This window comes from Hymenobacter bucti, assembly GCF_042681145.1.
Classification (GTDB): Bacteria; Bacteroidota; Bacteroidia; order Cytophagales; family Hymenobacteraceae; genus Hymenobacter; species Hymenobacter bucti.
This window is the reverse complement of the sequence record NZ_JBHUFD010000005.1, coordinates 654,871-673,037: the sequence shown is the minus strand read 5'-3', so window position 1 is coordinate 673,037 and position 18,167 is coordinate 654,871. Positions and strand designations below refer to the sequence as shown.

The window sequence follows — 18,167 nt, the reverse complement described above, 5'->3', positions numbered from 1 at the left end:
GCGCGAAGTTTAACAAAGCCGCGCCGAACCGGCTTTGCAAGACTTCGCGCCCAACTTTGCGAAACTTCGCGCTATTCATTTTTAAACGCCATGACCCCCGACCTCCTCCAACTTTCGCAGTCCGTTGCCACGCTTTGCCGCCAGGCCGGCGCCTTCATCCGCGAGCAAGTAACGCAGTTCGACCAGTCAAAAATTGTGACTAAAGGCCTGCACGACCTCGTTTCCTACGTCGATAAAGAGTCGGAAAAAATGCTGGTCGAGGGCCTGCAAAAGCTCTTCCCCGAAGCCGGCTTCGTGACCGAAGAAGGTACCGTGGCCAACGACGACGAGAGCGTGGAATACCGCTGGATAATCGACCCGCTTGACGGCACCACCAACTTCATCCACGGCCTGCCGTGCTTCGCCGTGAGCGTGGCCCTGGCGCGTGGCGTGGTGCCCGTCCTAGGTGTCGTTTATGAGGTGAGCCGCGACGAGTGCTTCCGCGGGGCCGAGGGCCAGGGCGCGTTCCTCAACGACAAGCCCATCCGGGTGAGCGCCGCCGCCAGCACCGAGGATACGCTGATTGCCACCGGGTTGCCGTTCTACAAATTCACCCACATGGATGCCTACATGGCCATCCTCACCGAGTACGCGCAGCACTCGCGCGGCATTCGGCGCTGGGGCTCGGCGGCCACCGACTTGGCCTACGTGGCCTGCGGGCGCTTCGACAGCTACTTTGAGTTCAACATCAACGCCTACGACGTGGCGGCCGGCATCCTGCTGGTGCGCGAGGCCGGCGGCCGCGTCACGCAGTGGCTCAAAGACGGCGACCCCGTATTCAGCCGCGAAACGCTGGCCACGAATGGCCTGGTACACGACCAGATGCAGGCCGTGATGAAGCAGCATTGGCAGGAAGGTTTTCAGCTGTAGCTTGGGGCGCACTTATTCCGCGCCCTATGAAAATGCTGCTGACCCTGGGGCTAGCCACGCTGCTGGCTAGCCCTGCTTTCGCCCAGACCCAGCTCACCGGCGATATTGCCGGTATGGGTACCCGCACGGCCGAATATCGCTATACGCGCCAAGGCAAAGACTACACCGATACCCTTCGGCTGGTGAATGGCCACTTTGCGCAGGCTATCTCAGCAACCGATGACGGCATGGGTACCCTACTATTTCGCATGCCGGGGGGGAGCTTGGAATTTATACGGTTCTGGGTCGAGCCAGGGACAGTGCACCTACAAGGCACCTTAGAGCAGCTACGCAAGCTGGAGGCTACTGGTACGCCCGAAAATAAGGTGCTAAGCGAGTACAATCGCACTGTGCAGTGGAAAGACTATGGCACTCCGCTCAAGTCCGAAGCTGATTACCGAGCTTTAGAAGCCAAACAAGCCCAGGATACCCGCCAGTTTATTAAGGCGCATCCGGCTGCCCGCACTAGCGCATTTCAGCTCTATGAGCAAACGCGGAGCCAGCCTGCCTACCCGGTGGCCGAGTATGAAAAGCTGCTGCAGGGCCTCAAGCCTGCAGTGCGCCAAAGCTGGTTTGGGCAGTTGGCGGCCAAGCGCCTCGTCATTCTGCGCAACCAGCCCACGCTAGGCAAGCCAGTGGCTAACTTCAGCCTGGCTGACACGGCTGGCACGCAGCACTCGCTAGCCACTTATCGCGGCAAGTACGTGCTGCTCGATTTCTGGGGGCACTGGTGCAGCCCCTGCGTCCGGGCCATGCCTAAGGTAAACGCGCTGCATCAGCAATACGCCAACAAGTTGGCTATCATTGGAATTGCGATGGAAAGCGCCACTGATGCTCCGCTATGGAAAAAGGCCATCCGTAAGTACGCCGTGCCGGGCCTGCAGCTATCGGAGCTACAATCCGATGAGGGCCCCGTTATCACTGGGTACAACATTAATGCTTACCCTACCTACCTGCTACTCGACCCCCAGGGCAAGCTAGTGGCGCGCACCAATGACGTAGACGAAATCACGAAGAAGCTGGCGACCCTAGGCAGTTTGTAAGCACGCAGGGCTCAGGCAAACTTTTCGCCTACCCGCGCCGTTTTGCTTTCGTTATGAATATGCAATTGCTTATCATTATGGCCCTGTGCGCCGCCGCCGCCTTCTACCTAGGGCGGCGCGTGTGGCTGACCTTTGCCACCAAAGAGGCCGGCTGCGCCAAGGGCTGCGGCGGGGCCTGCGGCGCGGCGCTCGATGTCGATGCTCTGCAGCGCACCATCGAGGCGCGCACGGCTGGGCGCTAGCGCGGCGGCTAAAAACTTAAACCTCGACCATAACCTACTTCCGCCCTGGCTCCGTATAGCCGGGGCGGCCTGCTTTCGGCCCTTTCCCCAACACCACCAGAAAATACCTATCGCCATGCAGGACAAAGAAGAAATGACTTCGCTCACAACCGTCGAGAAGAAGCTCAAAAGCCAGGGCTACACCCACGATTTTAACGTGCAGGACGGCCGCCTGACAACCATGGACAACGATAGCGCCCGCACCTTCAACCCCGAGGAAACCACTATCGTGGACTATTTCCGTTTTGAGGGCGAAAGCAACCCCGACGATATGGCCATTCTCTACGCCATTGAAACGGCCGATGGTACCAAAGGCACCATTTCGTCGGCCTACGGCGTGTATGCTAATGAGGACGTGGACCAGTTCATTTTGAAAGTAGAATCGCTGGGCAAAAACCTGGTGAAGGGCACTAAATAGCGTCGAGCTAAGGCCTACCGACTAACCTCCTTGCCCTTGGGCGGGGAGGTTTTTTTTGTGGCTAGCAACAACGGCTTTGCCCACCTAGGTGGTTGAGCTATGGGGCGGGCGGCGCAACCTTCGGCCGGGGCGTGCGTGCTAAAGGTGCTGTTTCTCACCTTTCTACCCACCCCGCTATGCTGCCTCACCACCCGCTGCAAACCCCCGCCGACCTCGACCCGCTGCTGGCCGCCATCGGCGAAGCCCGCGTGGTGCTGCTGGGCGAAGCTTCGCACGGCACCCACGAGTATTACACCTGGCGCACGGCGCTCTCCAAGCGCCTGATTCAGGAGAAAGGCTTCCATTTTATCGCCGTGGAGGGCGACTGGCCCGCCTGCTTCGAAGTAAACACGGCCATCAAGCAGGGGCAGCCGCTGGCCGGGGGCTCGGCAGCCGGGCTGCTGGGGGCGTTCAGCCGCTGGCCCGCCTGGATGTGGCGCAACCAAGAAACCGCAGCCCTGGTGGAGTGGCTACACTTGCTCAACGCGTGCCGCATGCCAACCGATAAAATTGGCTTCTATGGTCTCGATGTGTACAGCCTCTGGGAGTCGCTGCAGGAGGTGCTGCGCTACGTGGAGCAGCAGGGCGATGGGGCCGTGGCCGCGGCGCACCGCGCCTTCGAGTGCTTCGAGCCCTACAGCGACGACCCGCAGGCATACGCCCGCGCCATCGCCTTTGTCTCGAAAGACTGCGAAGCGGAAGTGACCCGCCTGCTCGCCGACCTGCGCCAACGGGTAAGCCAGCACCCGCGCACCGCTGGCCTGCCCCTGCGCGAAACGGACTTTGCCGCCGAGCAAAACGGCCTGGTGGCCGTGAACGCCGAGCGCTACTACCGCGCTCTGCTGCAAGGCGCCGCCGCCGCCTGGAACGTGCGCGACCACCACATGATGGAAACCCTGCAGCGCCTGCTCGACCTGTACGGCCCCGGCAGCAAGGCCATTGTGTGGGCCCACAATACCCACATCGGCGATGCGCGCTACACCAGCCTGTGCCGCGAGGGCGAGGTGAACCTAGGCCAGCTGGCCCGCGAGCGGCTGGGCCGCGAGAATGTGTTTGCCGTGGGCTTCGGCTCGCACCAGGGCAGCGTGCTGGCCGGCCGCCACTGCAACGATGCGCCCCGCCCCGTGGCCGTGTCCGAAGCCCCCGCCGGCACCTGGGAAAACCGACTCCACACCGACCTAGGCGGCAAAAACGGCCTGCTGCTATCGAGCGAGCTGCGCGGCCAGCCCGGCCTCGACCAGCCCGTCGGCCACCGCGCCATCGGCGTGGTCTACCGCCCCGAGGCCGAGCACGGCAACTACGTGCCCAGCATCATCCCCGACCGCTACGACGCCTTCCTCCACCTAGACCAAACATCGCAGATTCAACTGATTTAACGGATTGCGCAGATACGCCCGCCTGCGGCGCGCTGACTAAGCGAACGCAAGGTGGCTTTCAGCCTACCCTCAAAAGAGCTGGCGAAGCCACTCCTGCGTTCGCAGCGGTTGCATAGTCAGCCCGCCGCAGGCGGGCGTATCTGCGCAATCCGTTAAATCAGTTGAATCTGCGATTTTAGCCCCACACTTTGGTGCCCTCGGTGCAGTTGCGGCACATCTCGATTTGGTCGCGGCCTTTTAGTAAGGCTTGGCGGAAGCCCTGGTATTTTTTCCCATGCCATAAAGCGCTAAAGCTCTCGTGCTGGCTATCGCCTAGGCGGTATTCGGCGTCTTTGTCAAAGCAGCAGGGCACCACTTTGCCGTCCCAGGTGACTACGCAGGAGTGCCACATTTTCCAGCAGCCGTTCACGAGCTTGTTTTTCAGGCTGAACGTGCCGTTGCCGTTGTTCTGGTAGCGCGAGTAGTAGTCGATAGTTGGGATGAGCGGCGAACCCTGCTGGTAGTCGTAAATCTGGGCGGTCTTAAACCACACGTCGTCCACACCTAGGGCGTCGGCCAGGGCTTTGGCGTCCTCTATCTGATGCTCATTGGGGCGCACCACCAGGAACTGGAAGATGATGCGCGGTGTGCTGCTCTTTAGCTGCTTGCGCCACTTTACTACGTTGCGGGTGCCAGCGAGCACTTTTTCCAGCTTGCCACCCACGCGGTACTGCTGGTACACCTCCTGCGTGGTACCGTCGAGCGAGATGATGAGGCGGTCCAGGCCGCTTTCCACCGTGCGGCGGGCGTTGTCGTCGTTGAGGAAATGCGCGTTGGTGCTGGTGGCGGTGTACAGGCCTTTCTGGCTGGCGTACTCCACTAGGTCCAGAAACTCGGGGTGCAGGTAGGGCTCGCCCTGAAAATAAAAAATGAGGTACCACAGCCGGCTCGCCACCTCGTCCATCGTCTGCCGAAACAGCTCGGCCGGCAGCATGCCCGTGGGCCGCGTAAAGGAGCGCAGGCCGCTCGGACACTCGGGGCAGCGCAGGTTGCAGCTGGTAGTGGGCTCAAACGACATGGCCACCGGCAGCCCCCAGGCGCGGGCGCGCCCCGTGAGGCGGCTCACCACGTAGCTGGCCACCACTTGCAGGCCGTTGGCCACGCGGCGGGGCGTGGCCTTGCGCATAAACGAGCGGGCATCGCGGAGGGAGGAGGAGCGCATCACGAGCGTAAAGGTCGGTAAGCCGCGGCAAGGCGCGAATGTTTTGCGGCCCTAGGCCACCGCGCCGCATAAAAAAGCCGGAATGCAAGCGGCTGCATTCCGGCTTCCCTAGGTGGGCGGGAGGCTTACTTGAGCCCCCCCGCGCTGCCCAACTGCGTAATGGCCGCGCTGTAAGTACTGGCTTTGCCAAACGACTGATTGATTTCATCCACGGCCGCCCGGCTGCTCATGCGCTTGGGTTTGGGATTGAGGATGGTGCCGTCTTCGCCAATGAGCAGGTAGGTAGGCACTTCCTGCAAGCTGTAGGCCCGGGCCGTGGCCGAGGTGTAGCCGCCCGCCGCCCGCATGTGCACGCCGGGCAGCTTCTTCACCATCACGAGCTGCTTCCAGGGTAGCTCCGCATCGTCGAGGGCCACGTTTACGAAGACGATGTTCTTGCCCTCAAAGCGCTTGGCTAGGTCCTGGGCATAGGCCAAGTCGCGTAGACACAGGCCGTTAGTTGTTTTCCAAAAGTTGAGGTACACGAGCTTACCCTGAAAACTGCTCAGGCTGGTGGTGTCGCCCTTGGCCGTTACGAGGCGGAAGTCCGGGGCCGGCGCCCCAATGGCCAAGGCCCGGTGGCTGTTGAAGTCGGTTTCCAGCGTGGACAAAAACCGGTGCTTGGTATCGAGGTTGCGGAAGTCAGCCAGCATGGCTTCCGACTGCCGGATGTGCCCAAAGCGAAACGACTCCTGCAAAATGCGCCCTAGGGTAATCAGCTTGGGCACGCCCTGAAAGCGCTTGCTGGCCAGCGCGTAGCAGAAAGGATAAAAATCGGGGTCGGTGCGCAGGTGCTTTTGCTGGGCGGCCGTGTGGTGCACAAAGTTTAAGAGAAACTCCTGAAACTGCTCGTTCTGGCCCGCCGTGGGGTCATTATAGAGCAGGGGATTGCGCAGGAAGTCGTAGTAAGTAGGCGTCATGGTCAGGCGCCCTTCGGTGCTCACCACCTGCTCGCGCAGGTCCTGAAAGGTCAGGCGGTCGTTGGCATTCGAATAAGTTATCTCCGCCTTGGCATAGTTATAAAATTCAATGGTAAAGCCCTGCTTGGCAGCGCGGTCTTCCAGGAAGTTTTGCTCGTGTTTGAGGCGGTATTCGATAAAGGAAATAAAGGGCGCTTCGTAAAGCTGAACGTTGTCGGGGAGCACCTGAAAACCGTCGTTGGACACGAACTGGTCATCAAATTCGGCGAGGTAGGTATTGGCGTTGGCCATCTGCTGGCGGTGGCGCTGCTCATCGGTTAGGTTGCCGCCGTTGCGGAGCTTGGTGCCAAAGCCGGTGGGTACATCGTTGGGCTTAAACTTCACCGTGCTCGCCATATCAGACCCTTTAAAATGCACATCGAGGTCGGTGCCGGGGTCTAAGTACAGGTCAGCAACATCATCGCCGTACACTAAATCTGCTTTAGTAGAAGTAGTTACGGATACTATCAGCTTAAAATCTCCTTTTTCATCGACGCGGGCGAAGCTGATGCGCTCTTTAGCGTCAAAAGGGTTGTCGCGGATGGATACCGCGACGGTATCCTGTACCGGATTGCTGATGTGTCCGATAATAATAGCTTTGCCAGCCGGGACCGGGGCCTGGGCTGCCGAGGTGGCGCCGCAGGCCAGAACCAACCCCGTAGCCCACGTAAAAATAGAGATAAATTTTAGGTTCATAGCGCGCTAATTAGGCCGGCGTCAAAGTTGACCAACCCCCTAAAAGAATAATGTAGTTAGCAAACCGATTTCGCGGGAAAAGTCAATTTCCGGTTCGAAGATAGCGGATGGCGGCCACTTAACTACAAGCGCTACGAATAATACTAGACTGGGTTGCGCAAAAAAAGCGCAACCCAGTCCGCTATCTTACCCAAAAAGGCCATTCAAAACTTCATCTAAACGGCCCACGGCCTGCACACGCATGTTTGTGCCGGAATGTTCGCCTAGGTTACGGCCATTGAATTGTGACACATACATCTCCTTAAAACCCAATTTTTCGGCTTCCGCGAGGCGTTGGTCAAGGCGGGGCACAGCGCGCATCTCGCCGCTCAGACCAACCTCGGCAGCCAGGCACACATCGCCCGGAATTGGCAAATCATTGAGCGAAGAAACCACCGCGGCGCACACGGCCGCATCAAGGGCGGGGTCGTCAAGGCGCAGGCCGCCCGCAATGTTCAGGAACACGTCGTGCTGCCCTAGGCGCAGGCCGGCGCGCTTCTCCAGCACGGCCAGCAGCATTTGCAGGCGCTTGGCATCGAAGCCCGTAGCCGAGCGCTGCGGCGTGCCGTAGGTGGCGGGCGTCACGAGGGCCTGCACCTCCACCAGCAGCGGGCGGTTGCCCTCCAGCGTGGCCCCGATGGCCATGCCGCTCAGGCTTTCGGCCCGCTGCGAAAGCAGGATTTCGGACGGGTTACTCACCTGCCGCAAGCCGGTGCCTTGCATCTCGTAAATACCTAGCTCTGAGGTAGAGCCGAAGCGGTTTTTGATGGTGCGCAAGATGCGGTAGCTCAGGTGGCGGTCGCCCTCAAACTGGAGCACGGTATCGACCATGTGCTCCAGAATTTTGGGGCCCGCGATGCTGCCGTCCTTCGTGATGTGGCCGATGAGTAGCACTGGCGTACCAGTCTCCTTGGCAAATTTTAGAAACTCGGCGGTGCACTCCCGCACCTGGCTCACAGAGCCCGCGCCGCTTTCCACCAGCGTCGAGTGCATGGTCTGGATGGAATCGATGACGAGTAGGTTGGGCTCGACCTGGTCAATCTGCCGGAAAATGTTCTGGGTGTTCGTCTCCGTCAGAATGTAGCAGCCGGGGTGCTGGCCGTCGGCCAGGCGCTCGGCGCGCATTTTTATTTGGGCCTCGCTTTCCTCACCACTCACGTACAGAATGCGCAGCTGCTTCATCATCAGCGTAATCTGAAGCATGAGCGTGCTTTTGCCAATGCCCGGCTCGCCGCCGATGAGTACGATGGAACCCGGCACGAGGCCGCCGCCGAGCACCCGGTTCAGCTCGGCGTCGGGCGTGATGATGCGGGGTTCTTCCTCATGCCGGATGTCGGCCAGGGGGCGCGACTTGGCGGCTTTGGTCGTGTTGCCGCCGGGCACGGTGCTGGCGGGTTTCCACTGGCCGGTGGTGGTGGCGACAGTTTCCTTCTGGATTACTTCTTCCACGTAGGTGTTCCACTCGCCGCACGAGGGGCAGCGCCCTATCCACTTGGCCGACTGCGCGCCGCAGCTCTGGCAGAAATAAACGGTTCTTGCTTTGGCCATTTTGCTAAAATTATTCGCAAGGATAAGGCTGAAAACAGCGAAAAAGTTGCGCTGAAGCAATAGCGTCTTGGTTCTCTAAAAATGAGTTAGGCTGGCCCTAGGGCGGTATCCGGGCAAATGCCTGTGCAAAGCACGCAGTAGCCAAGATGCCGCCCTAGGGTCAGCCTAACTCATTTTTGCTTTCTAAAGCTAGCTAGCAGAAGGTGCTAGCCTTTCTTCTTCCCGCCGCCCGTGTAGGCCACGCGATAAATCACGCCGTTGTCGTCGTCGCCCATCAGCAGCGAGCCGTCGGGGGCCTGCACCAGGCCGCAGGGGCGGCCAAATTCCGACTTGTCGTTATCGACCAAAAAGCCGGTGATGAAGTCCTCAAACTTTTCGGGCTGGCCCTGAGCGTTGAAATGCACGCGCACCAGCTTGTAGCCGCTGGGCTGGGCCCGGTTCCAGGAGCCGTGCATGGTCACGAAGGCATCGTTCTGGTATTCCTTCGGGAACTGCGTGGCTTTGTTAAATACCAGCCCTAGGGGCGCCGAGTGGGCTTTGTAGAGTAACAGTGGGCGCTGGTTTTTGGCGTCGAAGGCCTCGTAGCTTTCGCCGCTTTTGGGCTTGTTGGCGGGGTAGTGCTGGCCGTCGGCGATGATGGAGGGCCAGCCGTAGCCGGCGCCGGGCTTTATCTGGTTGAGCTCCTCCTGCTGGGTCTCGTCGCCGAGCCAGTCGATGCCGTGGTCCATGCCAAACAGCTCTTTGGTGGCGGGGTGCCAGTCGAAGCCGATGGTATTGCGCAGGCCGTGGGCCACCACCTGGCGGCCCGAGCCATCGGTATTGAGTTGGATGAGGGTGGCATTCTCGGGATTGTCCTCGTCGCAGGCATTGCAGGTGCTGCCCACCGAGAGGTAGAGCTTGCCGTCGGGCCCGAAGCGCAGCGTGCGGTTAGCGTGCTGGCCGGCGTCGGGCAGGTCGTGGTACAGCTCCTTGAGCGCGCCTAGGTTGCCGTCGGGCTGCACCTCGGCCACGTACACCTCCCGGATAGCGCTGATGTAAAGCTTGTTGCCTTGCAGGGCTACGCCGTGCAGGTGCGGCTTTTGGGCTACCTGGCGCATTACTTCGGCCTTGCCGTCGTGGTTGGCATCGCGCACCAACGTGATGGTGCCCTTCACACGGTTGCTCACGTAGAGGTCGCCGTTGGGCATCACGGCCAGCATGCGGGGCATGTCGAGGCCTTCGGCAAACTTGGTGATGGTGAAGCCGGCGGGCACCTTGAGGGCGGCCACGCGGGCGTCGGTAGCGGGCAGCTTGTTGGGTAGGTAGATGTTGCCCGTCATTTGGAAGGGCGTGGCGGGCGGCGGCACGTTTTGGGCGGCGGCCGTGCCGATGGTGAACAGGGCCGCGGGTAGCAGGCGGAGTAGGAGGGACATAGCAGTGGGTTGATTAGCTGGCCGTTCAACTGCTATTAAACCGGTAGGGTTGCGCCAGGGCTAGTGGGTGCCCGCGGGCGTCAGCTGGTTATAGGTGCTCAGCAGCGCTGGCACATCTTCGTAGCGGTGGCCCGCGGCCCCCGCCCGAATGGCCGCCGCCAGGTCGGGCGCATCGGCTAGGTAATCAGCCAGAAAGGGGGCAAACTGCTTGCCGTCGGGTACCGGCGCCATCGTCTTTTCGCCGGGGCGGCGCAAGTACCAGGCGTGGTTGTATTTAGCGCTGAAGGCACCCGTCCACAGCAGCCCGCCGCCCCCGCCGGGCACCGGCAGTGGAATGGGCACGCCCTTCTTGGGCGTGGCCACGTCGAATACTTCGACTCTGGGGCCGGTGGCCAGGCGCAGGGCCAGGCCGTGGGCGGCTGCCTTGGCCACCCGCACGGGCTCGTAATAGTGGCCATCGAGGCGGACCCATTGCAACTGCTCGCTGGTAATGAAAACCGGCTTGGGGCGGGGCATGGCCAGCGGATTGCGCCAGGTAAATTCGATGCCCGTGCCGCGCTCGCTCACGTTGGTGATGAACACGTGCAGCTGCTGGCCGCCTACGGTGCCCAACCGGCTAACTGGCCGGTAGTAGGCCGCATTGGCCGGCTGCAGGGTATCGGTGGCTAGGTTGCGGGGCTCGGCGGTTTGGGCCGCTGCTCGGCTAGCGCCCCCGAGCAGTGCGCCGCCAGTTAGTAGGGATAGTAGTAACGAACGCACGAAGGACATTTAGATAAAAGACTCGTTCCTAAATTAAAAGGCTCGTTAAAAACCGTCATGCTCATCTGGCGGTCACGCAGTGAAGTACAACGGTTTTTAACGAGCCTTTTTTTAGGAAAAAGCCAAAGGTTTATTCCTTCACCACGCGCTGGGTAAATGTCTTGCCGAGGCCCCGCACCGTGAGCAGGTACACGCCGGCCGGCTGGTCGAGCACCAGCGGGTGTGCTTGCCCGCCGGGCATTACCAAGCTACGCAGCTGCCGGCCCGCGAGGTCGTGGAGCGTCACGGTGTAGTCGCCCAGCGGCACGGTAGTCAGGTCGAGGGTGACGGTGGCCGTGGTGGCCGGCGAGGGGTAGAGCGCTGGGCTGGCGGCTGGCCCGGCCAGCGCGACAGTGCGCACCGGGGAGTAGGTGCCCGTGCCATCTGTATCTACCTGGCGCAGGCGATAATAGCTGGTGCCGCCGGCGGGCAGCGGCTGCGCATCAAGGAAGGAGTAGGTGTGGGTGGCGGTGGTGCTGCCCTGCCCCGCTACCCGGCCGATGCTGGCAAACTGCTGGCCATCGAACGAGCGCTCTACCGAGAAATACGCGTTGTTGGCTTCCGATGCGGTGGCCCAGCTGAGCGCGGCATCCGCCCCGCGGGCCACGGCCGAAAAGCTGGTGAGCACCACGGGCAGGGGGACTACGGCAAAGGTGCTAACCTTGTTGATGCCGCATTCTGAGGTGCCAAACTCGGGCAGGTAGGCGGTGGCCGTAATATTATCGCCCACGCTGATGGCGTGCGCCGGGTTGGTGATGAGGCCATCAAAATTGCCGGTGGCCCCAACCGTTACGGAGCCGATGTAATACTGGGCTTCGCCGTGCGCTACCGTCAGGGCATCACCCAGGAAGGTAGGGCCATCCTGGTTGGTGTCGGCATTGTTGGCGCTGTATATCTCGACCGTAGCGCCCGCAAATTTGCCGAGGCTCAATAGCGTGCCCACGTAGCCTTTTACCTGAATCGTATTGGTGCCGGGTAGCTTGGTGATGCTGGTGATGATGGGGTAGTCGATGCCGCCGTCGCCCTGCCGGTAGGGCGGAATAGAAGTTAGCAGGGTGCCTAGGATGTTGAGCAAGCCATCGTTGGCCGTCACGCCGTCGCCCTGGCCGTAGTTGACATCACCGCCAACGTAGCCATTAGGGCCCGTAAAGTCGATGGACAGCAGGCCCTGGCCGCCGGTGGTACCGTTGCCATTCTCATAAATAGAGTTTTGGCTAACGCGCACTTTTTTCTGCCCGTAGTTGATGACCACGCCCGACGACTGGTTTTTGGCAATGACGTTGAGCGTAATCAGGTCGGTGTTGGTGCTATTGACCGAGTTGGTGCGCGCCAGGTAGTGAATGCCCGAGCCTTCGAGCCGGGTGGCGAAGCCGCTGGTGCCGTTGGCCGTAATCGTGTTGTTGCGGATAATGTTATCGCTCACGCTGCCGATTTCGAGCTGAATACCGCTGCTGTTGCCCAGCGCAATCAAGTTGCCTTCAATGAGAAGCGGCCCCGACACCCCGTTGTCGCCCACCGTAATGTTGTCGCCCCCCGCCACCAACTGGCCGTTCTGCAAAAACTCGTTATCAAGGATAGCAACCCCGGTCGTGCCCGCGCCGGCCGAGTAGTTCAGGCCCGAATTGCCAGCGTAGCCAATCAGGTTGTTGCGCACCGTTCCGGTCGGTGCAGACAGCACTAAAATGGTGTTGCCCGTAGCCGTGGTGCTAGGGATGGCTACCGCAGTGGCGTTGATACCTAGGGTGTTGCCCTCCAGAAGAAACCCTTTGCCACCAAGCTGCACGTTCGTGTACGAGCCGTGCGCTGCCAGGCCCCGAACAGCCGACGAGTCGCCGCTGAGGGTAAGCATTACCGCGGTTGTGGCGGTGTTTCTGGGCATCGACAGCTCTACCTCGGGGCCGTTTATTTTGTCTAGGGCTAGGTCGCTGGTGCCCACCGCGCCACCCGTGCCGAGCAGGGCCGTATTCGTGTTGCCCACGTTCTCAGTCTGGGTGGTGCCGTCGAGCACCGTGGCCGCATCCGTGACGGTGGCCAGCACTGCCGACAGGTTCAGCAGGGCCAGGGTACTATTCGTAGCGCCCGTCAGCTGCTTAACGAGGCCGACCCGCAGCCCCGGGTGAGCCAGCCCGTCCGAAATCATGAAGAGCGATGTTTCGCGGCGCGGTGCCTGGCCTACCTGCCGCAAGGCAGCATTGCCAGTCAGGGCGTTAGCATTCAGCAGGAACTGCCGCAGCGAGCCCTGGCCACTATCATTGTCGTTGGTGATAACGTCGAAGTTGAAGCCAAAGTCTACCCCCGTCACGGCACCCGCAGTCATTACGCGGGCCTGGCTTTGGGCTATGATGGCGCTTATTTTGGCAGTAGTGTTGGTTCCCACATCTGCTCGGTCGGGCGCTTCACCACCCACCCGGTTCACGTCCCCGACGCCGTTGCTCACCACAAAAGTTTGCACGGGCAGCAGCCCGGCAACCGTGCCCGGGCGCGTCGAGCGCACCGTGTTGTTTACCACCCGCACGATGTAATTCGTGTTATTCGCCAGGCCAGTAAAGCTATAATTGCCAGTGGTATTGGTAGTAGTGCTTCTTAGATAAGCAGAGTTATTGCCATTATACAGCTCTACAGTTGCGGGTGCGCTCAACGCTACGGCCGAGCCTGCCAGCACCGCATTAGCAGTCTGCATGCTACGGCCCGCGCCGCCGCCATAGTTAACGTCCTCGAAGACGGTGCCCGCGATGCTCTGGGCACTTACAGCGGTGCAAGCTGATAGTAATAACGAGGAAAAAAATAGTACTTTTTTCATACTTATAAAATAAATGATACCTGTATCTCTCCTCTAAGCCAGTGGTTAACTGGCCGCATGGGATAATTAACCACTGGCTAAACAGAATACAAACCTACTATTTATCTTATATAAATACTACTCACGGGTCGCATAATGGATGTTAAGTTATATTTTAACTTCGGCTATCAAAGTGGCTAGTCAATCATACTCACCTAATTAGAAGCATTTATATACCTCTAATTAAGTTTGCTGTCAGCAGTTTTTGATTTTTACTAATTTGTATTTATTGAAGGATGGGTAGTATCCGCCTATGCTGCTACTACTGTGCGCCGGATGCCGAGCTTTTTCATGCGGGCTTCCAGCGTTTTGGGGTTTATGTCGAGCAGCATGGCCGCGCCCTGGGTACCGCTCACGCGCCCGCCAGTGTGGCGCAGGGCTGCCAGAATGTGGTCGCGCTCCTGCTCGCGCAGCGTTTTGATGGGTCCGCTGGCCGCCGCTTCGGCCTGGGGCACTGGCGCCGGCGCCTCGGCGCTGGCCGAAGCGGCGGGCAGCGCCAGGAGCCGCCCGGCCGCCGCGAAGCCCCCAAATTCCAGCCAGGCGCCCTGGCTCACGATGATGGCCTGCTCCAGCACGTGCTCCAGCTCCCGGATGTTGCCGGGCCAGGGGTAGGCCAGCAGGGCGGCCATGTCGGCGGGCCGAATGGGCCGGGCTGGCCGCGCCAAGCGCTTGCTGAGGCTACCTAGGTAGTGCTGCACCAGCGGCGTAATGTCCTGCGGCCGCTCGCGCAGGGGCGCCAGCTGAATCGGAAACACGTTGAGCCGGTAGTAGAGATCGGCCCGGAAGCGCCCGGCGCGCACCTCATCTTCGAGCACGCGGTTGGTGGCGGCCAGCACGCGGGCATCGGTGTGCAGCACGCGGTTGCCCCCTAGGCGCTCAAATTCTCGTTCTTGCAGCACGCGCAGCAGCTTGGCTTGCAGGTCGAGGGGCAACTCACCCACTTCGTCGAGGAAGATGGTACCGCCGTCGGCCAGCTCAAACTTGCCGATGCGCCGCTCCACGGCGCCGGTAAACGCGCCTTTTTCGTGCCCAAACAGCTCGCTCTCCATGAGCTGGGCTGGTAGGGCAGCGCAGTTGATTTTGACCAGCGCCCGGCCGTGGCGCGGCGAGGCGTGGTGCAGGGCGCGGGCCACTACTTCCTTGCCGGTGCCGGTTTCGCCCGTGATGAGCACCGTGGCATCGGTGCCCGCCACCTGCGTAATGCGCTGGCGCACTTGCTGCAAGGCCGGGCTGGTGCCGATGAGGCCATCGGCGGTGGGCCGGTCGGTGTTGATTTCGTCTATCAAATAGGTGCGTTCCTGCTCCACCTGCGCTTTGAGCTCCTCAATCTGCTCGAAGGCAAACAGGTTTTCGAGGGCCAGGGCTATCTGGGGCACCAGCGCCTGCACGGTGGCCAGGCTGTCGGGCGTGAAGCCGGTGGGGCTGGGCGAGGCCAGCAGCAGCACGGCGGCCCCGTCGGGGCGCTGCCAGATGGGTACAATCAGCATGGCCCGCACGTGGTGCTCATCGTAGGCGTAGCGCATGGCCGGGTAGCGCACGGCCAGCTGCCGAAAATCGTCGGCGGCGTACAGGCCTGGGCCCTGCAGCAGGCCGCCCACTTGCCGGTACATGTTGGCGATGTCTTCTTTGTGCTGGCCCTGGTGGCGATTGGGGTCGAGGGCCACCAATTCGCCGCTTAGCTGGTCGTTGGGCCGGGCAAACTCGGCGAAGCCCTCGAAGCCATCGCGCTGCCCCGCCCGCTGCACCCGAATGCCGAAATAATCGAAGGGCACTACCCGCCCGAGCTCGTCGGCAATGGCCCTGAACAACGGCTCGCGCTGCTTGATGCTGAGCAAGGCGTTGGTGATGTTGAGCTGGAGCGTGCGCTGCTGCTCGCGGCGGGCAACTTCTTCAAAATCAAGTGAGTTGCGGACAGCCACGGCTATCAGCGACGTGATTTTCTCGAGCAGCTGCTCGTCAGCGGCCGCGTAGGTGGGGGGCCGCACCGTGGCCAGGATGAGGTAGCCTGTGAGGTGGCCGTTCAGCCACATGGGCACCATGGTCATATAGCGCAGCCCTAGGCGGATGAGCCGCTGAAAAGGCTCAAACGCCGCGTACTGCTTCACGGATTCGCGCAGTTCGATGTGCTGGATGCGCGGGTTTTCGAGCAGCAGTTCTACCGGTGAGCCCGCGATGGGCGTAAAGATGGTGATGTTTGCCGGCGGCGGGTCGGGCGGATTAATGGTCGTGTAATCCTTGAAAAATAGCCGCTTATTGAGCAACTGCTCGTCGAAGATGCTGATGCCCATCATCTCAAACGGGAAAATCAGGCGCAGCTTGCGCGCAATTATTTGGAATAATTCCTCCTTGTCGCGGATGGTGGCGATGGCCTCATTGAGGTGCAGCAGCAACAAGTCGTCGGTAGTGGGCGTGGGCATCGCAGCAATGGGTTAAATACCGGGTGATTCCTATTATTTAAGGAAACCCTGTTTTGTAAGCATTGTTTTAAGAGGTAATTTAGTAAGCTCAGTAAGATTTAATAAGCTGTTGTTTAACAGATTATATTAGGTAAACTGCACGATAACCAATTGGCATAAGATTCGGTAAGCAGCTGGTACACTACTACGCCATTGGGCTTATGTTATCACGATATAAATTGGCCGGCTTTGCGGGACTGACGCTGGCCGGCGCGCTGCTGACGCAGCCCGCGCTGGCCCAGAACCAGCCCGGCTTGCCAGCCGCTTCGCAGTCCATTGGGCTGGTTAGCGATTCTTTGAACCTAGGTGGCACCGTGCAGGCCGTGCTCGACTCCAACCCCGGCATCACCAACCTCACCGAGTTGGCCAATGCGGCGGGCAGCCGCCTGACCCAGACGCAGGCTGGCTACCTGCCTCAGATTACGGGCTCGGCCGTGTACACCCGCCTCGACCCCGTGTCGAAGGTGGCCTTCGGCAATGACGTGCTTTCGTTTGTGCCCAACAACAACTTCGATGCCCACATCACGGCGCAGTATGAGTTGCTGGACTTTGGCAAGCGCGATGCCACGACCAACTTGTCGCGCTCGCAGGTGCAAACGGCGCAGGATAACATCATCGTGGCCCGCCGCGACCTGGCCTTCAGCGCTGCGCAGGTGTACTTTAACATCCTGTTTATGCGCGAAAGCATTCGGGTGCAGGACCAGCAGATAGCCTCGCTGGTGGCGCACCGCAACGATATGCAGAAGCGTGTGGACGCCGGCGTGAGCACCAAGTTTGACGTGACGACCACCGACGTGCGCATCACGCAGGCCCAGAACACCAAGCTCGACCTGCAAAACCAGCTGCGCAACCAGCAGGTGCAGCTGGCTCGCCTGCTGCACAAGCCTGCCCAGGCCGACGTGCCCGTGAAGGGCCGCCTTGAATACAACCCGCAGCCGGTGAACCTGGAAGCGGAGCTGACCAAAGCCGCCGAAAACCGCCCTGAAGCGAAGCTATCGAAAGACGCCGAGCAAACTGCCGAGCTGCAAGCCAAGCTTATTGCCCGCAGCAACCTGCCGGTGCTGGGCGTGGGCGTGCAGGCCGGTGGTAAAAACGGCTACATCCTGCCCAACGTGGCCATTACTGACATCCGGTTCAACACCGTGGGCGTGGCCCAGTTGTCGGTGCCAATTTATGACGGCGGCAAAAACCGCAAGCAGCGCGTGGAGGCCGCCGCCAACTACCGCGCCGCCCAGTCCAAGACTCAGGACACGCAGGAGCAGATTCGGGCCGACGTGCGCCAGGCCGCCAATAACATGGAATTCAGCCAGGCCCGCTACGACAACGCCCTTCAGCAAGTGAACCAGGCCACCGACGCCCTCAACCGCGCCCAGGGCCGCTACCGCTACGGCGTAGGCCAGAACCTTGACGTGCTCGACGCCGAAACCCAGCTGGCCCAGGCCCGCCTGGCGCGCGCCCAAGCCATGTACAACTACACCCTAGGGCAGTACCAGCTGCGCCGCGCCACCGGCGAGCAGATTTGGCAATAATGCAGTAGTGAAATAGTGAGGCGGTGAAATAGTGAGTTTTTGTTCACTGGTTTTCATAGTAAATAACTCAGCTCACCATCTCACTAGGTCACCATCTCACCACCATAATGACCCTCACCACCATCCTCTGCCCGCTCGACTTCTCGGCCGCCTCCACGGCGCTGGTGGCGTATGCCGCCGCCCTAGCCGTGGGCACCGGGGCTGAGCTGCGGCTGCTCTACGTGCAGGAGCCCGCCACCCCAGCCGCGGCTGGGGTAGAGGCCGAGCTGAGCGCCCACCGGGCGGCGGCCGAGGCGGCCGGCGCGAGCCGCGTGAGCACGAATACGCTGCGTGGCGAGGCCGCCCCCGAGATAGTGGCCGAAGCCCGCCGCCAGCACGCTGACCTCATCGTGATTGGCGCGCACGGCCAAACGGGCCTCAGCCGCTTCCTCATGGGCAACACGGCCGAAGTGGTGGTGCGCACCGCCCCGTGCCCCACCATGCTCGTCCGAGAATAATTTTTAGAAATTACTTGTTGACTGCTTTTCCTAGGTCCCGCTAGCAGTT

At 60.9% G+C, this 18,167-nt stretch carries 14 protein-coding genes; 7 read left to right on the top strand and 7 right to left on the bottom strand.

The genetic code is table 11. The features are described 5' to 3' along the window. The first annotated feature begins 90 nt into the window (after nucleotides 1-90). The 5 genes from ACFSDX_RS14905 to ACFSDX_RS14885 all read left to right on the top strand — a co-directional run bounded on the left by ACFSDX_RS14905 (nucleotide 91) and on the right by ACFSDX_RS14885 (nucleotide 4,105). The gene (locus tag ACFSDX_RS14905; protein ID WP_382314888.1) at nucleotides 91-909 is read left to right on the top strand and encodes an inositol monophosphatase family protein; all 819 of its coding nucleotides are present in this window, start codon (nucleotides 91-93) and stop codon (nucleotides 907-909) included. Between the two features lie 26 nt (nucleotides 910-935). Beyond that, the gene (locus tag ACFSDX_RS14900; protein WP_382314886.1) at nucleotides 936-1,991 is read left to right on the top strand and encodes a redoxin domain-containing protein; all 1,056 of its coding nucleotides are present in this window, start codon (nucleotides 936-938) and stop codon (nucleotides 1,989-1,991) included. Nucleotides 1,992-2,050: 59 nt separating this feature from the next. Beyond that, nucleotides 2,051-2,233: a FeoB-associated Cys-rich membrane protein gene (locus tag ACFSDX_RS14895; RefSeq protein ID WP_382314884.1), complete on the top strand. Its 183-nt coding sequence runs from the start codon at nucleotides 2,051-2,053 to the stop codon at nucleotides 2,231-2,233. 115 nt (nucleotides 2,234-2,348) lie between these two features. Continuing rightward, nucleotides 2,349-2,690, top strand: coding sequence for a hypothetical protein (locus ACFSDX_RS14890; RefSeq protein WP_382314882.1), 342 nt, complete (start codon nucleotides 2,349-2,351; stop codon nucleotides 2,688-2,690). A gap of 176 nt (nucleotides 2,691-2,866) precedes the next feature. Continuing rightward, entirely contained in the window at nucleotides 2,867-4,105 is a 1,239-nt protein-coding gene (locus ACFSDX_RS14885) for an erythromycin esterase family protein (RefSeq protein ID WP_382314880.1), read from the top strand. A gap of 175 nt (nucleotides 4,106-4,280) precedes the next feature. Here the strand turns inward: ACFSDX_RS14885 and ACFSDX_RS14880 are convergent, their stop codons facing one another. From ACFSDX_RS14880 to ACFSDX_RS14850, 7 genes are all read right to left on the bottom strand, one after another. Continuing rightward, nucleotides 4,281-5,306 carry an SPASM domain-containing protein gene (locus ACFSDX_RS14880; protein ID WP_382314878.1) on the bottom strand — a complete coding sequence of 342 codons (1,026 nt, stop codon included), beginning with the start codon at nucleotides 5,304-5,306 and terminating at the stop codon, nucleotides 4,281-4,283. A 125-nt stretch (nucleotides 5,307-5,431) separates the two neighbouring features. Beyond that, nucleotides 5,432-7,000, bottom strand: a complete 1,569-nt coding sequence (locus tag ACFSDX_RS14875) for a TlpA family protein disulfide reductase (protein WP_382314876.1) — start codon at nucleotides 6,998-7,000, stop codon at nucleotides 5,432-5,434. A 186-nt stretch (nucleotides 7,001-7,186) separates the two neighbouring features. Then, nucleotides 7,187-8,587, bottom strand: a complete 1,401-nt coding sequence (gene radA, locus ACFSDX_RS14870) for a DNA repair protein RadA (RefSeq protein ID WP_382314874.1) — start codon at nucleotides 8,585-8,587, stop codon at nucleotides 7,187-7,189. Between the two features lie 206 nt (nucleotides 8,588-8,793). Then, entirely contained in the window at nucleotides 8,794-9,999 is a 1,206-nt protein-coding gene (locus tag ACFSDX_RS14865) for a PQQ-dependent sugar dehydrogenase (RefSeq protein WP_382314872.1), read from the bottom strand. Nucleotides 10,000-10,059: 60 nt separating this feature from the next. Beyond that, nucleotides 10,060-10,767 carry a hypothetical protein gene (locus ACFSDX_RS14860; RefSeq protein WP_382314870.1) on the bottom strand — a complete coding sequence of 236 codons (708 nt, stop codon included), beginning with the start codon at nucleotides 10,765-10,767 and terminating at the stop codon, nucleotides 10,060-10,062. A 121-nt stretch (nucleotides 10,768-10,888) separates the two neighbouring features. Continuing rightward, nucleotides 10,889-13,597 carry a T9SS type A sorting domain-containing protein gene (locus ACFSDX_RS14855; protein WP_382314868.1) on the bottom strand — a complete coding sequence of 903 codons (2,709 nt, stop codon included), beginning with the start codon at nucleotides 13,595-13,597 and terminating at the stop codon, nucleotides 10,889-10,891. Between the two features lie 290 nt (nucleotides 13,598-13,887). Next, the gene (locus tag ACFSDX_RS14850) at nucleotides 13,888-16,053 is read right to left on the bottom strand and encodes a sigma 54-interacting transcriptional regulator (protein WP_382314866.1); all 2,166 of its coding nucleotides are present in this window, start codon (nucleotides 16,051-16,053) and stop codon (nucleotides 13,888-13,890) included. Nucleotides 16,054-16,253: 200 nt separating this feature from the next. Here ACFSDX_RS14850 and ACFSDX_RS14845 point away from each other — a divergent pair, with 200 nt between their 5' ends. Continuing rightward, nucleotides 16,254-17,621 (top strand): TolC family protein, encoded by a 1,368-nt coding sequence (locus ACFSDX_RS14845; RefSeq protein ID WP_382314864.1) that lies wholly within the window; start codon nucleotides 16,254-16,256, stop codon nucleotides 17,619-17,621. A gap of 107 nt (nucleotides 17,622-17,728) precedes the next feature. Further along, entirely contained in the window at nucleotides 17,729-18,118 is a 390-nt protein-coding gene (locus tag ACFSDX_RS14840) for a universal stress protein (protein WP_382314862.1), read from the top strand. The last annotated feature ends 49 nt before the right edge of the window (nucleotides 18,119-18,167 follow it).

Bases quoted from the DNA above. Each gene is read 5' to 3' on its own strand.
- ACFSDX_RS14905 (WP_382314888.1), top strand. From the start codon at position 91: ATGACCCCCGACCTCCTCCAACTTTCGCAGTCCGTTGCCACGCTTTGC.
- ACFSDX_RS14900 (WP_382314886.1), top strand. From the start codon at position 936: ATGAAAATGCTGCTGACCCTGGGGCTAGCCACGCTGCTGGCTAGCCCT.
- ACFSDX_RS14895 (WP_382314884.1), top strand. From the start codon at position 2,051: ATGCAATTGCTTATCATTATGGCCCTGTGCGCCGCCGCCGCCTTCTAC.
- ACFSDX_RS14890 (WP_382314882.1), top strand. From the start codon at position 2,349: ATGCAGGACAAAGAAGAAATGACTTCGCTCACAACCGTCGAGAAGAAG.
- ACFSDX_RS14885 (WP_382314880.1), top strand. From the start codon at position 2,867: ATGCTGCCTCACCACCCGCTGCAAACCCCCGCCGACCTCGACCCGCTG.
- ACFSDX_RS14880 (WP_382314878.1), bottom strand. From the start codon at position 5,306: ATGCGCTCCTCCTCCCTCCGCGATGCCCGCTCGTTTATGCGCAAGGCC.
- ACFSDX_RS14875 (WP_382314876.1), bottom strand. From the start codon at position 7,000: ATGAACCTAAAATTTATCTCTATTTTTACGTGGGCTACGGGGTTGGTT.
- radA (WP_382314874.1), bottom strand. From the start codon at position 8,587: ATGGCCAAAGCAAGAACCGTTTATTTCTGCCAGAGCTGCGGCGCGCAG.
- ACFSDX_RS14865 (WP_382314872.1), bottom strand. From the start codon at position 9,999: ATGTCCCTCCTACTCCGCCTGCTACCCGCGGCCCTGTTCACCATCGGC.
- ACFSDX_RS14860 (WP_382314870.1), bottom strand. From the start codon at position 10,767: ATGTCCTTCGTGCGTTCGTTACTACTATCCCTACTAACTGGCGGCGCA.
- ACFSDX_RS14855 (WP_382314868.1), bottom strand. From the start codon at position 13,597: ATGAAAAAAGTACTATTTTTTTCCTCGTTATTACTATCAGCTTGCACC.
- ACFSDX_RS14850 (WP_382314866.1), bottom strand. From the start codon at position 16,053: ATGCCCACGCCCACTACCGACGACTTGTTGCTGCTGCACCTCAATGAG.
- ACFSDX_RS14845 (WP_382314864.1), top strand. From the start codon at position 16,254: ATGTTATCACGATATAAATTGGCCGGCTTTGCGGGACTGACGCTGGCC.
- ACFSDX_RS14840 (WP_382314862.1), top strand. From the start codon at position 17,729: ATGACCCTCACCACCATCCTCTGCCCGCTCGACTTCTCGGCCGCCTCC.